Annotated in this window: 15 protein-coding genes and 1 riboswitch; of the genes, 13 read left to right on the top strand and 2 right to left on the bottom strand. The window is 37.5% G+C overall.

Annotated features, from left to right (window positions below):
- Positions 1-28: 28 nt before the first annotated feature.
- From lon to BUB87_RS00655, 6 genes are all read left to right on the top strand, one after another.
- Positions 29-2,341, top strand: a complete 2,313-nt coding sequence (gene lon / locus BUB87_RS00680; protein WP_407641812.1) for an endopeptidase La — start codon at positions 29-31, stop codon at positions 2,339-2,341.
- Positions 2,342-2,418: 77 nt separating this feature from the next.
- The gene (locus BUB87_RS00675; protein WP_073341160.1) at positions 2,419-2,628 is read left to right on the top strand and encodes a helix-turn-helix domain-containing protein; all 210 of its coding nucleotides are present in this window, start codon (positions 2,419-2,421) and stop codon (positions 2,626-2,628) included.
- A 115-nt stretch (positions 2,629-2,743) separates the two neighbouring features.
- Positions 2,744-3,742, top strand: a complete 999-nt coding sequence (locus BUB87_RS00670; protein WP_073341159.1) for an ABC transporter substrate-binding protein — start codon at positions 2,744-2,746, stop codon at positions 3,740-3,742.
- Positions 3,743-3,810: 68 nt separating this feature from the next.
- Positions 3,811-4,557, top strand: a complete 747-nt coding sequence (locus BUB87_RS00665; protein WP_073341158.1) for an ABC transporter ATP-binding protein — start codon at positions 3,811-3,813, stop codon at positions 4,555-4,557.
- Positions 4,544-5,356, top strand: a complete 813-nt coding sequence (locus tag BUB87_RS00660; RefSeq protein WP_407641809.1) for an ABC transporter permease — start codon at positions 4,544-4,546, stop codon at positions 5,354-5,356. The genes BUB87_RS00665 and BUB87_RS00660 overlap by 14 nt, the downstream gene beginning before the upstream one ends.
- A gap of 117 nt (positions 5,357-5,473) precedes the next feature.
- Positions 5,474-5,833 carry a NifB/NifX family molybdenum-iron cluster-binding protein gene (locus tag BUB87_RS00655; RefSeq protein WP_073341156.1) on the top strand — a complete coding sequence of 120 codons (360 nt, stop codon included), beginning with the start codon at positions 5,474-5,476 and terminating at the stop codon, positions 5,831-5,833.
- Between the two features lie 46 nt (positions 5,834-5,879).
- Here the strand turns inward: BUB87_RS00655 and BUB87_RS00650 are convergent, their stop codons facing one another.
- On the bottom strand, positions 5,880-6,212 hold the full coding sequence (locus BUB87_RS00650) for a carbohydrate-binding protein (protein WP_073341155.1): 333 nt from the start codon (positions 6,210-6,212) through the stop codon (positions 5,880-5,882).
- A gap of 95 nt (positions 6,213-6,307) precedes the next feature.
- Positions 6,308-7,165 carry a DMT family transporter gene (locus tag BUB87_RS00645; RefSeq protein WP_073341154.1) on the bottom strand — a complete coding sequence of 286 codons (858 nt, stop codon included), beginning with the start codon at positions 7,163-7,165 and terminating at the stop codon, positions 6,308-6,310.
- 193 nt (positions 7,166-7,358) lie between these two features.
- Positions 7,359-7,419: riboswitch (Fluoride riboswitch) on the top strand.
- A gap of 54 nt (positions 7,420-7,473) precedes the next feature.
- On the opposite strand from BUB87_RS00645, the gene BUB87_RS00640 reads away from it, so the two are divergent.
- The 7 genes from BUB87_RS00640 to hcp all read left to right on the top strand — a co-directional run bounded on the left by BUB87_RS00640 (position 7,474) and on the right by hcp (position 14,788).
- The gene (locus BUB87_RS00640; protein WP_073341153.1) at positions 7,474-8,097 is read left to right on the top strand and encodes a DUF6062 family protein; all 624 of its coding nucleotides are present in this window, start codon (positions 7,474-7,476) and stop codon (positions 8,095-8,097) included.
- Positions 8,098-8,139: 42 nt separating this feature from the next.
- Positions 8,140-9,327, top strand: coding sequence for an MFS transporter (locus BUB87_RS00635; protein WP_073341152.1), 1,188 nt, complete (start codon positions 8,140-8,142; stop codon positions 9,325-9,327).
- A gap of 173 nt (positions 9,328-9,500) precedes the next feature.
- Positions 9,501-9,980: a ribonuclease H-like YkuK family protein gene (locus BUB87_RS00630; protein ID WP_073341151.1), complete on the top strand. Its 480-nt coding sequence runs from the start codon at positions 9,501-9,503 to the stop codon at positions 9,978-9,980.
- Positions 9,980-10,498 (top strand): CDP-alcohol phosphatidyltransferase family protein, encoded by a 519-nt coding sequence (locus tag BUB87_RS00625; RefSeq protein WP_073341284.1) that lies wholly within the window; start codon positions 9,980-9,982, stop codon positions 10,496-10,498. The genes BUB87_RS00630 and BUB87_RS00625 overlap by 1 nt, the downstream gene beginning before the upstream one ends.
- A 60-nt stretch (positions 10,499-10,558) precedes the next feature.
- Positions 10,559-11,455 carry a phosphogluconate dehydrogenase (NAD(+)-dependent, decarboxylating) gene (gene gnd, locus BUB87_RS00620; protein ID WP_073341150.1) on the top strand — a complete coding sequence of 299 codons (897 nt, stop codon included), beginning with the start codon at positions 10,559-10,561 and terminating at the stop codon, positions 11,453-11,455.
- A 37-nt stretch (positions 11,456-11,492) separates the two neighbouring features.
- Positions 11,493-12,977, top strand: a complete 1,485-nt coding sequence (gene zwf, locus BUB87_RS00615; RefSeq protein WP_073341149.1) for a glucose-6-phosphate dehydrogenase — start codon at positions 11,493-11,495, stop codon at positions 12,975-12,977.
- 167 nt (positions 12,978-13,144) lie between these two features.
- Complete coding sequence (hcp, locus tag BUB87_RS00610; RefSeq protein WP_073341148.1) at positions 13,145-14,788, top strand: hydroxylamine reductase; 1,644 nt, start codon at positions 13,145-13,147, stop codon at positions 14,786-14,788.
- Positions 14,789-14,888: the final 100 nt, after the last annotated feature.

The following is a 14,888-nucleotide window of genomic DNA, read 5'->3' as shown; positions in this document are numbered from 1 at the left end:
ACTGGTTAGAGGTGACCAAATGGAAGAAATCGATGTAAAGATAAAGACGATGCCCCTTATTCCATTGAGGGGGTTGACAGTATATCCGTACATGATCGTACATTTTGATGTGGGTAGGAAAAAATCTATATTTGCTATTGAAGAGGCCATGGCCAACGACCAGATGGTTTTTTTGGTGACTCAAAAGAACTTAGATGATGAAGATCCATCTATTGATGGATTGTATAGAGTTGGGACAATAGCTAAAATAAAACAGATTCTAAAACTGCCAGGGGAAGTAGTGAGAGTTTTAGTTGAGGGTATTAGCAGAGGCGAGATTCTTTCAGTGTTGCAGGATGAACCGTTTGTTGAAGTAAACATAAAAGAGCATTTGGATGAACCTTTAGAGAAGAGCAAAGAAATTACGGCGCTCATGAGGGGCGTAGCCAATGCCTTCGAAGAGTATATTGGCTATATAAACAATATTTCACCTGAGATACTTATATCTGTTATTTCCATTGAAGAACCTGGTAGACTGGCAGACGTAATAGCATCACATGTTTCATTAAACACAAGTCAAAAACAGGAAATATTAGAAATATTTGATGTTAGAGAACGATTAGAACGACTCTATGGGATGCTCTTAAACGAGCTTGATATAATGGAAATTGAAAGAGAAATAACGGCGAAAGTAAGAAAGAAGATAGACAAGGTTCAGAAAGATTATTATTTAAGGGAACAATTAAATGCTATAAGAGAAGAATTGGGTGAGGCAGATGATGTTCAGCAAGAAATAAACGAGTACAAAGAAAAAATAGAGAAGGCCAATTTGCCTGACGAAGCCAGAGAAAAAGCATTAAAAGAGCTGGACAGGTTATCAAAAATGGCTCCGGGAGCTCCAGAGAGTTCTGTCATCAGGACGTATCTTGACTGGATATTGGACCTGCCATGGAATACTTTTACAGAGGATAAGCTGGATATAGAAGAAGCGAGAAGGATTTTAGATGAAGATCACTATGGGTTAGAAAAAGTAAAGGAGAGAATATTAGAATACCTGGCAGTGAGAAAATTGAAAAACGATGTAAAAGGTTCTATCCTGTGCCTGGTTGGACCACCTGGTGTTGGCAAGACTTCTTTAGGCAGGTCTATTGCTAGAGCTATGGGAAGAAAATTTGTTAGGATATCCCTGGGTGGCTTGAGAGATGAAGCAGAAATAAGGGGGCATAGGAGGACGTATATAGGCGCTATGCCCGGTAAAATAATATCTTCCCTTAAATATGTGAAAACTTCAAACCCTGTTTTCCTCTTTGATGAAATAGATAAAATGAGTAGTGATTTCAGAGGAGATCCGGCGTCGGCTATGCTGGAAGTGCTGGATCCTGAGCAAAATGTTTCTTTTAGAGATAATTATCTTGATATTCCTTTTGATCTTTCAAAAGTGTTCTTTATAACTACAGCCAATGCCACAGATACCATACCACAGCCGCTTTTAGACAGAATGGAGGTAATATATATAAGTGGTTATACCGACGAGGAGAAATTGAATATAGCTAAAAAGTACTTGTGGCCTAAGCAATTAAAAGAACACGGTATACAAAAGCCTATAGCTATATCGGATAAAGCCATTAAAAAAGTTATAGAAGAATACACAAGGGAAGCGGGAGTTAGAAACCTGGAGCGAAATCTGGCGGCATTGGTGAGAAAGATTGCGAAAAATATGGTCGAAAGAGAGAATTTTAGAGTAACGGTGAGCACGAGAATTGTTGAGAGCTATCTTGGGAAACCTCTCTATAGGCATGAAAAGCCCGAGGAAAAGAATGAGGTAGGTGTGGTGACAGGATTAGCGTGGACTCCTATGGGAGGTGAGATACTTTCTGTAGAAGCTATTAAAGTACCAGGATCCGGCAAACTGGTATTAACAGGCCAGCTGGGAGATGTCATGAAAGAATCTGCTCAGGCAGGGTTTACGTATATCAGATCTAAAGCTAAAGAGTTAGGTATAGATGATCAATTTTACAAAGATTACGATATACACATACACGTTCCGGAAGGAGCTATTCCTAAAGATGGACCTTCTGCAGGAATAACCATGGCTACAGCTATGGTATCGGCTCTTACGGGAAGACCAGCTGACAGAAATATAGCTATGACAGGAGAGATCACTCTGGTAGGGAAAGTATTGCCGATTGGAGGTGTAAAAGAAAAAGTTTTAGCTGCCTATAGAGCAGGCATTAAAAAAGTAATATTGCCTGCAGACAATAGGAGGGACATAGACGATATACCTCAGAGCATCAGGCGAAAGATAGAATTTATATTTGTGAATACCCTGGATCAGGTACTGGACAATGCGCTAAATAAGTGATAGAATATTTATGGTTGCATATAATGACTCCATATGGCATGTACCCCTTGAAAAATTTATTAGGAGGGTGACATGCTATGTTTTGTAAGACGTTAAAAAAATTGAGAAAATCTCATAATATGACGCAAGATGAACTGGCAGAGATGTTGAATTTATCAAGAAGTGCTATTTCTCTTTATGAAACGGGTAGAAGAGAGCCTGATTATACGGTTTTGACTAAACTGGCAGATATCTTTGATGTGAGTGTTGACTTTCTTTTAGGTCGCAATGTAAAATACGGCGTATAGAGATAGAAAAAAAGCAAGAATAAAAGGGTCTATTATGACCCTTTTATTCTTGCTTTTTTTAATTAATCACCAATTGCAACTGGGAGAATATTATGTAAAAAGAGGAGGTGTTATTATGAAAAAAGTATTATTGCTTATATTATCTCTTTTAATTATTGTATCATTTACATCAGGGTGCAGCGCCGAACATAGGATAACTAAAGTGAACTTTACAGAGGTGGTTCGTTCTATCTTTTATGCTCCATATTACGTAGCTATCAATGAAGGGTTTTTTAAAGATGAGGGACTTGAACTCAACATAACGACTGCGCAAGGTACTGACAAAGCTGCTACAGCTGTACTTTCAGGTAGTGCGGATATAGGCCTCATGGGACCTGAAGCGACGGTATATATCCTGCAAGAGGGCAGAAAGGATCCTTTAATCAATTTTGCACAGTGTACTAAGAGAGATGGTTCTTTTCTGGTTGGCAAGAAACCAGAACCGGATTTTAAATGGGAAAATTTGAAGGGTAAAAAAGTAATAGGTGGAAGACCTGGAGGTATGCCAGAGATGACGTTAGAATATATCTTAAAAGAACATGGTATAGACCCTAAAAAAGATCTGGAGTTGATAACAAATTTACAGTTTACGGCAACAGCGGGAGCATTTATGAGATCTGATGCTGATTATGTGGCTCTTTTTGAACCTACTGCATCCTTAGTAGAAAAAGAAAAAGGTGGTTATATTGTAGCATCTATAGGTGCTGCCAGCCACCAAGTACCATATACCACTTTTAATGCGAAGCAGAGCTATATAAAACAGCACCCTGACATCATACAGCGATTCACTAATGCGCTCTACCGAGGCCAGCGTTGGGTACAATCTCATTCGCCAAAAGAGATCGCTCAAACTATAAAATCTTTTTTCCCTGATGCTGATATAGACCTTATGACAACAGTGATAGAAAGATATAAGAAGCAGGATACGTGGAGCACAACTCCGCAGATGAAAATAGAGGATTTTAATATACTGCAGGATATATTGTATCAAGCAGGAGAAATAAAGGAAAAAGTAGATAGTTCTAAACTTATAGACAATACATTTGCTGATAAAGCGGTAAAGTCGATAAAGTAAAAAAATTAAAGCGGCATAGTTGCATAGGCTGTGCCGCTTTGACTTCAACAGAAATGTGGGGGGATATAATGGTAAAAAAGATAATAATTCTCGATGAAATCGGCCTGACGTACCATACTATGGAGGGCGAAACAAAAGCTATTGAAAATGTATCGTTTGATGTCAAGGCAGGAGAATTTGTGGGAATTATCGGCCCTTCTGGCTGTGGAAAGTCTACACTTCTCTCTATAATAGCGGGATTATTGAAGCCTTCGAGAGGTGCGATCAATGTATATGGCAAAGTAGGATACATGTTGCAAAAAGATCATTTATTTGAGTGGAGAAATATAATGCAAAATGTGCTACTAGGCCTTGAAATAAAAGGGATGATAAATGAGGAATCCAAAAAATATGTAAGTGACCTTTTAGATAGATACGGTTTGGGAGAATTTAAATATCATTATCCTAATCAGCTTTCAGGTGGGATGAGACAGAGAGCTGCCCTTATAAGGACATTGGCATTAAAGCCGGATATCGTACTTTTGGATGAAGCTTTTTCGGCTTTAGATTATCAAACCAGGCTGGTAATATCGGATGAAGTATGGAAAATATTAAAGGAAGAGAAAAAAACCGCCGTGATAGTAACCCATGACCTTTCTGAGGCTATTGCTATGTGCGACAGAATTGTGGTTTTATCCCGAAGGCCTGCTACAGTAAAAAACATATATGATGTGAAATTAAGTTGCGTTGACAGGACGCCTATAGGCTGTAGAAGAGCTCCCGAATTTAAAGAATACTTCAATGCTATATGGAAGGAGTTAGATGTCCATGTATAATGACCCAGTGTCAAAAGAGCATAGAGAGTTTTTACGGAAGGTGAAGTTTAAAAATATAGAGGTGAAGATTGCTCAAATCTTGATTTTAATTGCCTTTTTTGGGCTTTGGGAATTGGCAGGAGTAAGAGGATTTATAGATCCGTTTTTGATAAGTATGCCATCAAGGATGTTAAAGACTATAATATCATTGGCTCAAAATGGTTCGCTTTTTTTGCATGTATGGGTGACCCTAAGTGAGACATTAATAGGTTTTGCGGCAGGGACTGTGCTGGGTGTCTTGATAGCTATAGTGTTATGGTGGTCTGATTTTGTTTCAAAGGTGGTTGAACCATATCTCATTGTCCTCAATAGCTTACCTAAAACTGCTTTAGGTCCTGTTTTTATTGTTTGGATGGGAAATAACCAGATTCCTGTCATTACAATGGCTCTGGCTATATCCCTTATTGTTACTATAATAAGCGTGGTCACAGGTTTTATGCAGGTAGATGAAGACAAGATAAAACTTATCAAAACTTTTGGAGGTACTAAGATGCAGATTCTTACTAAAGTAATCCTTCCTGCCAGTGTCCCTACCATTATGTCAGCGATAAAGATCAACATGGGACTTTCATGGGTTGGTGTTATAACGGGAGAATTTCTGGTTTCTAAAGCTGGCTTGGGATATTTGATCGTCTACGGGGGACAAATTTTTAAACTGGATATTGTGATGTCCAGCGTACTTATACTTAGTGTTATGGCTGCCCTTATGTATGTGTTAATTGACTATATAGAAAAAACCATACTTAGAGGAAAATATTAGTTAATGTTTTTTATTAAAAGAATATTGTCATTTTATAAATGCAGTTGTATACTAAATTTGATTTTTGTTGCATGTCAGCTGTGCAGTGCATATATTTTAAAGTGGGAGTGATAAAAGATGAGAATTGCTGCTGTGGTAGACAACGGAGGGTTTGTTGTGCCGCTGCCCGATGGTGCGGACATATTAATTTATGACACTGAAGAGGGTAAAACGTATCAGTATCACAATCCGGGATTTGATGTAGAGACTAATAGGAGAGCCACAACTGTTGAGTTTATGCTTCAGAAACAGGTGAATGTAGTTTGCACGGTGCCAGGTGCTTTTTGTCCTGTTTCAAAAAACAAAGCTGTGGAGAATTCCATAAAGTTTATAAGGTTGGACAATAATATTAGTTTTCAAGAGGTATTATCTGATCTCGATGAGTATCTCAAAGGTATTTCAGCAGATATACCTGATTCTGAGCTGTTTAAAAGATAAAAGGATATTGATAGATTGTAAATGAACAAGGGGTGTAAAACCCCTTTTAAAAAACTTTTGTTCCATTGTGAATTTCATAGTTCCAGTTTTGACCATAGTTGTTGTCCCAGCAATTTTCGTTATCTTTAAAACAAAAATTCAATCTACTGCTATCAGTTACTTTTAACGTTGCTTCCCATCCATGGGGTGTCTTATGCATTTTGATGTCCTTTACATCTTTCCAATTGTCATTGGAACCATATCCGTAGTGAAGGTATATTTCGCTGGGATTGTTTTTAGCTAAAAAGCCGTTATAGGTTATTGTAATCTGATCACCTACGGTTATTGGTACCGGAGTTACGCTAAGAGAGGAAGTTTTGCTTAAACTGCTTAAAACCATATTTTATCCTCCTTTTTATTTACCTTATTTCAAAAATTATTTTTTGATTAAATTTATATAATATGAATGGAACTATTTTCATAAAATACGTGTTTTTACAGTTCAGATAAAAGCATTCCTGCCAGGATCAATACAGCACCAATACTATTTTGTGTTGTCATAGTTTCACCTGCTAAAATATAAGCAAAAATAGCAGAGAATATAGGTTCAGCTGTAAATATCAATGCAGTGTGGGCTGCCGTTGTATATTTTTGCACAGCTGTCTGCACAGTAAATGCTATGGCTGTGGCTAGAAGGCCTGTTATTAACAAGGCTTCCCAGGTAAATATGTTTTTAGGTATTACAGGTTTTTCCCATATAAACGTTGCTATTGTGCTTAAAACAGCTACAGTGCCGATTTGATATATTGCAAAAGGTATAGCTTTAATATACTTGTTAAATATAGAAATAAGTATTATCTGCATGGAGAAAAAAAAGGCACATATCATCGTATATATATCTCCGATGTTAAATGACATATTTTTAAGGCTGTTTAAATCAATACTCAGAAATCCAAGACCTAAAAAAGCTATTATAGTGCCATATATAGTGAACTTGTTGCTTTTTTTATTTAGTATAAAAAATTCAAAGAGAGGTACTAATATGACGCTAAACCCCGTTATAAACCCTGATTTTGAAGCGGTGGTGTACATAAGCCCTAAGGTTTGAAAAGCATAAGCTAAAAAAAGTGATGCACCAACTATAAACGAGTAAAATAGTGTCTTATAGTCTACTTTAAAAGTGTATTTGTAAAAGATTATAGCGAGAGCAATGAATGCTATAAAAAATCTTATAGCTAGAAAATTAAAAACGGGGATATCTTCTATAGCTTTTTTTACAGCAATAAATGTAGCGCCCCATATCAACGTGATAACCAGTAGTGCTATGTCGCTTCTTAATTGTTCTTTTTTCAAATTATATTCCTCCCTCAATTCACTAGCTGGATTTTTTGAAGTGTAAACACGTAAATTATAGCATAAAATGAGCTTTTATTGCAGGATTTTCATTTTTATTTCTATTGTATAGCGTGTTGACAGTATGGTATAATATACTAAAAGTTATGTAAAAGCCTCATAAAGTTTGCCAATCAGTTGACAATATAGAAAAAAATTAATAGGTGATGGGACTCACCATTATGTGCCTTAAGGCTGATGGTTCCTACTAAGTTGTTTGAGAAGGAGTAGTAGGAACTTTTTTATTTTAATGGGGAGGTTGGATAAACGTGAAAAGGCATATCGATTATTTTGAGATGGTTGATGCATTAAAAGCGGATGTTGTTTGTCCTGTTTGCTATTTAATAGATAAATCTGTTGAAAATTATATAGATTCATTTTTATATGAGGGCGTAAATGATGTCGGAATGCGCAAAAGCATAAAATATGCCAATGGATTTTGTAACTATCATGCATGGAAGTTAAGAGAACACGGAGATCCGTTAGCCCATGCCATACTTTATTCTGATTTAATAGAAAATGTTTTAAGGGGTAATATAAGTGAAAAAATACAACCAAAAGAAAAATGCCCATTGTGTAGTAATGAACTGGAAGCAGAAGAGAGATATCTTTCTACATTAAAAGATGCTTTATCTGATGATGAATTTAAGGATTTATACGTGAACTATGGTGGATTGTGTATGAATCACTTTTATTCATTAATAAAGTTATTACCAGTAAAGGATGAGAGGAGGGATATTGTAACAAGCATACAGAGAAAAAGATTGGAAACGATACTAATGTATCTTAAAGAAATAATAAGGAAGTCTGATTATAGGTTCTCTAGTGAACCTTGGGGAGATGAGAAAGATGCCTGGATAAGAGCTGTATACATGTGGGCGGGTAGAAGATGACGAAGTGCTGTTTGAATTAAAATTTAATGAGGGGTGAGTATTGTGGAAGTACGACAGGACGAAGAAAAGTCATTGCGCAAAAATATAACAGCTCTGGGTTGGGTTGCATTTTTCGGTGGGTTAAGCCAAGATATGATTGCACCTATTTTGCCTACATTCTATTCTCAAATTCTTGGATTAAACAAAGAAATGATAGGAATTATCGAAGGCAGTGTGACAACCGCCGTCAGCATAATGCGAATATTATCTGGCATTATATCTGATAAAATAGGGAAAAGAAAAACGCTTGTATTTATAGGTTATTTGCTTTCAGCTTTAGGCAGAATATTATTATCAATAACCAATATCGGATGGGTAGCTTTTGGTTTGCGATTAACAGATGGTGTAGGGAAAGGAATGAAAGATGCACCTCGGGATGCGCTTGTCGCGAGATCTTCAAAAATGAAAAACATGGGATTTGCTTTCGGTTATCAGAGGATGCTGGATACATTAGGGTCATTTATTGGTCCATTGATAACAGCAGGACTTTTGGCTATTCTGATTAATTATATGAATGTCCAAAGATATAAGTTTATATTTTTAATTGCGGGTATTGTCGCTTTTATTACAATATTGCTTGTAGGGTTGTTTGTAAAAGAAAGAAAAACAGAAATTAATACAAACAATAAATTCAGCTTTGATATTACAGTTTTTAAAGGAAAATTTTTATTGTTTTTTATTGTCATGCTCATTTTTACTTTTGGAAATAGCAGTGATGCTTTTTTGATCCTACGGGCTCAAAATGTAGGGGTAAAAGCAGCAATAATTCCTGTAATTATTGCGGTTTTTAACCTTATTTATGCAATATTATCAGTTCCTTTCGGGGTATTGTCGGATAAAATTGGCAGAGTTCAGGTGATAAAGCTAGGATGGCTTATCTATGCTTTGGTATATTTAGGATTTGCACTGGTAAAATCACCGTGGCAGATATGGATTTTGTATATCGTTTATGGCGCATATTACGCTATGACAGAAGGTGTTGCTAAATCGCTTGTTGCACATCTTGTAGATGATTTACATAGGGGTACAGCTTTTGGACTATATAATGCCTCGTTAGGATTGCTAGCGCTTCCTGCCAGTGCGGTTGCAGGCTATTTATGGGATAAAGTGACACCAGCAGCTCCGTTTTATTTCGGTTTCGGATGTGCTGTTATAGCGGTAATTTTATTGAGTATCTTCAGGCTTGAATGATAGAAGAATTTGTTTGGTAAAAATGGCAAGGGAAGCGTTGACTAAAATGGGTTATTGATGCGCAACGTAAAGTTGTGAAAAATTTTTGTGTTTGCGATAAAATTACCGATTTACAAGTTTTAAAAATTGTATTAATATTATCAATAGATGATTAATAAAGGAGATGGGTTTAATTGCAATTCATAAATCCTACCAAAGGTCGTATGAATTTAGAGCAGCTTTGTGATGATATAATTGAATTTGTAAATGAAGATGAAAATAGCGAATATAAATTGATTATAGGTACGGACTCACAATCAAGTAGTAAGGTATGTTTTGTCACTGCAATTATTATTTACAGAAAAGGTAAGGGAGCACGGTATTATTACAGAAGATTTTTCAGCAAAAAGATGAATTCACTTCGCCAGAGAATTGTGATGGAGGCAACATATAGCTTGGATGTAGCTAATCAGATATATGAAATTATCTCAAAGAAAGGCTATGATTATATGGATATAGAAATCCATCTCGATGTAGGGGAAAATGGGAAAACTAGAGATATCCTTAAAGAGGTCGTTAATATGGTTGCAGGTTGTGGATTCTTACCACATGTAAAGCCAGATGCGTATGGGGCTAGCAAGGTAGCGGATAAGTATTCAAAATACGCTATATGATGTTAAAATATATTCCTAACATATTGACGACTTTTCGCATAATACTTGTTCCGGTCTACCTTGCGGTCTTTTTTTTCTCTGCACACAATAACATGTTTTATGCACTTTTAATCTTTCTATTAGCTGGTTTTACGGATGTCGCTGATGGCATAATTGCACGAAAATATGGGTTTATAACGAAATTTGGAACGTTAGTTGATCCACTAGCTGATAAGCTTATGTTGATTGCAGTGCTATTCTCTTTGACGATAAAGAAATTGATTCCGCTTCCTGTTCTTTCAATAGTAATAATAAAGGAAACTATTATGATAATTGGAGCAGCATTTTTGTACAATAAAAACAAGATTGCTATAAGCGCAGATAAATTCGGAAAGATTGCTACAGTAGTGTTTTATATAGCTGTAATAGCTGTTGTTATCAAGTTGCCTTATGCTGCGTATATAATGGCATTGGCTATATTTATGACGATTTTAGCGTTGATAAATTATGCTATAAAGTTTAAAATGATTATAAAATAATTTTAAGTGTTTTTTGAGATATAATAATAAAGAATAAAAAAGAGCAAAGGAGATGTTAGTATGAAGATTGGTTTGGTTGGATTAGGAAAAATGGGTTATAATTTGGCATTAAACATGTTATCTCACGGGCACACCGTTGTGGCTTACAATAGAACTCCTGATAAGACCAAAAACATTGAAAAAGAAGGAGCTATAGGTGCATACAGTCTGGAAGAGATGGTAGAAAAATTGGAGAAAAGAAGGGTTATATGGCTTATGGTGCCAGCGGGGCAGGTGGTCGATGATATAATAGACAAACTTTTAACGCTTTTAGATAAAAATGACATCATAATTGACGGAGGCAATTCCAATTATAAAGATACATTGAGGCGATATGAGAAGATTAAAAGTAATGGCATAGATTTTGTAGACATTGGTACCAGTGGTGGAATCGAAGGGGCAAGATATGGAGTGTGTGCTATGGTTGGCGCTGAAGACGAGGTTTTTAAGTACATAGAACCACTTCTAAAAGATATATCCGTAGAAAACGGATATTTACACACAGGTAGAAATGGGAGTGGACACTTTGTAAAAATGGTGCACAATGGCATAGAATACGGTATGATGCAAGCCATGGGCGAAGGATTTGAGATACTTCAAAAAAGTGGATTTGACCTGGACTTAAAAGAAATCGCCAGGGTATGGAATCATGGCTCTGTAATAAGAGGTTGGTTGATGGAGCTCATGGAAAATGCGTTTAAAAAAGATCCTAAATTGGAAACAATAAAAGGTGTCATGCATTCATCTGGGGAGGGATTGTGGACGGCTCAGACAGCTTTGGAACTAGGTGTTCCGGCTCCAATCATCACTAATTCTGTGTTTATGAGATATCGTTCTGAACAGGAAGACACATTTGCAGGTAAAGTGGTTGCTGCATTGAGAAATGAGTTTGGGGGACATGCGGTAGAGAAAAAATAATCCTGTAGTTGCAGTATGTGCGAAAAGAGGTGACTTTATGGACAATACATCTTGTCTTATGGTTATATTTGGCGGTACAGGAGATTTGACCAAGCGAAAACTGCTACCTGCCATTTATAACCTCTATGTTGAAGGCCTTCTGCCGGATAATTTTGCCACTGTGGCAGTGGGGAGAAAGGCCTATACTCATGAAGAATACAGGATGATAGCTAGAGAATCAGTTATGAACTTTTCCCGTAATGGTATGAATGAAGATAAGTGGAGCGCGCTTTCTGAAAGGATTTATTATGAGAAAGTGGAGTTTCACGATCCAGCGGCATATGTATCGCTCAAAAATTTCCTAAATGAACTGGATAAAAGATACCAGACGAAAGGTAATAGGGTATATTATCTAGCCGTGGCACCGGAATATTTTGAGGTGATTGCGGAGCAATTGCATGATCACAAGATGGCTGAGAATAATGGAGCATGGCAGAGGGTTGTCATAGAGAAGCCCTTTGGTAGGGATTTAAGGTCAGCAGAATATTTGAACCAAAAATTATCGCAGGTTTTTGATGAAAGCCATATTTACAGGATTGATCATTATCTGGGGAAGGAAATGTTGCAAAACATAATGGTGATACGATTTGCTAATGGTCTTTTTGAACCTATATGGAACAACCGATATATCGATAATGTACAGATAAGCATTGATGAGACAGTGGGCGTAGAGAATAGAGGTAATTACTATGAAAAAGCGGGAGCTTTAAGGGATATGGTGCAAAGCCATATGCTTCAGCTTCTGTCACTGGTAGCTATGGAGCCTCCAATAGATTTGAGCACGGATGCCATAAGGGATGAAAAAGTGAAGGTTTTGAGGTCATTGAGGCCGATTACAAGAGAAACGGTATCGAGTTCTGTGGTAAGAGGGCAATATGGGCGAGGGACTATTGATGGCAAGCCTGTTGTAGCGTATAGAGAAGAAGAAAGGGTATCGCCCGATTCTGATACGGAGACATTTGTGGCTTTAAAGACATATGTAGATAACTTTAGATGGGCAGGAGTACCTTTTTATTTAAGGACTGGTAAACGGTTAGCGGATAGGTCTGCTAAGATTGTCATACAATTTAAACAGCTTCCAGGTATCCTGTATTTTAAAGAATATGGTCCTTTGGAGCCAAATCTTTTGGTTATATGGATACAGCCAAGGGAAGGGGTTTATCTTCAGTTTAATGCTAAAAAGCCAGGTCAAAAATATAACATCGTACCTGTACAGATGGATTTTTGCCAGAATTGTAGCCTTTATAATAACTCCCCTGAAGCTTATGAAAGGTTATTATACGATGTAATGCGTGGAGATTCTACTCTTTTTACGCGGTGGGATGAGGTAGAATATTCATGGCGTTTTGTGGACAGCATTGTGAATGCATGGAAGGACGGAAAAGACACTATAGAGGTGTATGAGGCAGGTACATGGGGACCTACAGGTGCAAATGAGCTCCTGAAAAAAGACGGTTTTGAGTGGTGGAATATTACGGCTTGAGCTGCGCAAGCATCAAGCCGTTAAATTTTTTTTTGACTATTTTTTTCTCAATGTGATTTTTATCACAGAAGACAACCCTTTTTTGGAGTATATTATATTACGTAATTCGTTTTATATAACTTGTTTTTGAGGGTCGAGATAATTTTGATTGTGGGAGGTAAGATTTTATGAGCATGTTTTGCTATCAGTGTCAGGAGACGGCAAGGGGAACTGGCTGCACCTTGAGAGGTGTATGTGGAAAAACTGAAGACGTGGCGAATCTGCAAGATTTATTGATTTATGCGCTAAAAGGTATAGCAATTTGCAATGCCAAAGCAAGGGAAAAAGGGATAGCGGAGGAAAAAACCAATAAATTTTTGATCGATGGGCTTTTTGCTACAATAACCAATGTAAACTTTGATAAAAATTACTTTATAAAAAAGATTAAAGAAGCATTATCTCTGCGAGATGAAATCAAAGCAAAATTAGCGAAGGCTGGCGTAAACGTGGAAAACTTGCACGATTCGGTATCGTGGAACCCTTCATCAGAGAAAGAGTTTTTTGCTAAGGCTGGACAGGTAGGGGTGCTGTCCACAGAAGACGAGGATATAAGATCATTGAGACAACTCATAACTTACGGCGTAAAAGGTATGGCAGCCTATGGGTATCATGCATATGTCCTGGGCTACAAGGATGAAAAAATATTTGAGTTTATGGAGAAGGCATTGGCCGCAACGGTAGATGACAGCTTGACAGCTGATGATCTGGTGGCACTGGCCATGGAAACAGGTAAATACGGTGTAGATGTAATGGCTCTGCTGGATAAGGCGAATACATCAACCTATGGTAATCCTGAAATTACTAAAGTAGACATAGGGGTAAGAAACAATCCGGGTATACTTATAAGCGGGCATGATTTAAAGGATCTTGAAGAATTGCTGGAGCAGACCCAGGGAACTGGTGTCGATGTCTATACCCATGGTGAGATGTTACCTGCCCACTATTATCCAGCATTTAAGAAATACCCTCATTTTGCTGGCAATTACGGCAATGCCTGGTGGCAACAGGATAAGGAGTTTGAGAGCTTTAATGGTCCAATATTGATGACTACTAACTGCCTCATACCACCTAAAGATTCTTACAAGGATAGGCTTTATACTACTGGCGTTGTGGGATTTGAAGGGGTAAAGCATATTCCTGTAGGGCCCGATGGAAAGAAGGATTTCTCGGAGATAATAGAACACGCCAAGAGATGTCAGCCTCCTGTGGAGATAGAAAAAGGTGAAATTGTAGGTGGATTTGCTCACAATCAGGTATTGAGCCTGGCAGATAAAGTCGTGGATGCGGTTAAATCAGGCGCAATAAAGAGATTCTTCGTGATGGCTGGTTGTGACGGCAGGATGAAGAGCAGACAGTATTACACCGATTTTGCCAAGGCATTGCCAAAGGACACGGTAATCCTTACAGCCGGCTGTGCCAAGTACAGGTACAATAAACTGAACCTCGGAGATATCAATGGAATACCCAGGGTACTGGATGCAGGACAGTGTAATGATTCATATTCATTGGCTGTAATTGCATTAAAATTAAAAGAGGTATTCGGTCTTGACGATGTAAACAAATTGCCCATATCCTACAATATCGCATGGTACGAGCAAAAGGCTGTAATCGTGCTCCTTGCGCTTTTGTACCTGGGCGTAAAGAACATTCATCTAGGGCCAACACTGCCGGCGTTCCTATCGCCCAATGTAGCCAAGGTATTGGTGGAGAAGTTTGGCATAGGCGGAATAAGCAATGTAGACGATGACATAAAGATGTTTATGGGCGTATAAGGATTAGAATATTGCGAAGGCACGCGTATTGATCTTCCTTAGCGGAGATCAGCCGCGTGTCTTTTTATTGCATTTGCACTTTTTTTAAATGTATAATGAT

It is taken from the genome of Caldanaerobius fijiensis DSM 17918, assembly GCF_900129075.1.
Lineage (GTDB): Bacteria > Bacillota > Thermoanaerobacteria > Thermoanaerobacterales > Caldanaerobiaceae > Caldanaerobius > Caldanaerobius fijiensis.
The sequence above is the reverse complement of the archived record's forward strand: the minus strand, read 5'-3'. Positions and strand labels throughout refer to the sequence as shown.

What these genes read in the sequence shown, in the direction of transcription:
- BUB87_RS00675 (WP_073341160.1), top strand. Translation starts at nt 2,419, where the DNA reads ATGTTTTGTAAGACGTTAAAAAAATTGAGAAAATCTCATAATATGACG.
- BUB87_RS00670 (WP_073341159.1), top strand. Translation starts at nt 2,744, where the DNA reads ATGAAAAAAGTATTATTGCTTATATTATCTCTTTTAATTATTGTATCA.
- BUB87_RS00665 (WP_073341158.1), top strand. Translation starts at nt 3,811, where the DNA reads ATGGTAAAAAAGATAATAATTCTCGATGAAATCGGCCTGACGTACCAT.
- BUB87_RS00660 (WP_407641809.1), top strand. Translation starts at nt 4,544, where the DNA reads ATGTCCATGTATAATGACCCAGTGTCAAAAGAGCATAGAGAGTTTTTA.
- BUB87_RS00655 (WP_073341156.1), top strand. Translation starts at nt 5,474, where the DNA reads ATGAGAATTGCTGCTGTGGTAGACAACGGAGGGTTTGTTGTGCCGCTG.
- BUB87_RS00650 (WP_073341155.1), bottom strand. Translation starts at nt 6,212, where the DNA reads ATGGTTTTAAGCAGTTTAAGCAAAACTTCCTCTCTTAGCGTAACTCCG.
- BUB87_RS00625 (WP_073341284.1), top strand. Translation starts at nt 9,980, where the DNA reads ATGTTAAAATATATTCCTAACATATTGACGACTTTTCGCATAATACTT.
- gnd (WP_073341150.1), top strand. Translation starts at nt 10,559, where the DNA reads ATGAAGATTGGTTTGGTTGGATTAGGAAAAATGGGTTATAATTTGGCA.
- zwf (WP_073341149.1), top strand. Translation starts at nt 11,493, where the DNA reads ATGGACAATACATCTTGTCTTATGGTTATATTTGGCGGTACAGGAGAT.
- hcp (WP_073341148.1), top strand. Translation starts at nt 13,145, where the DNA reads ATGAGCATGTTTTGCTATCAGTGTCAGGAGACGGCAAGGGGAACTGGC.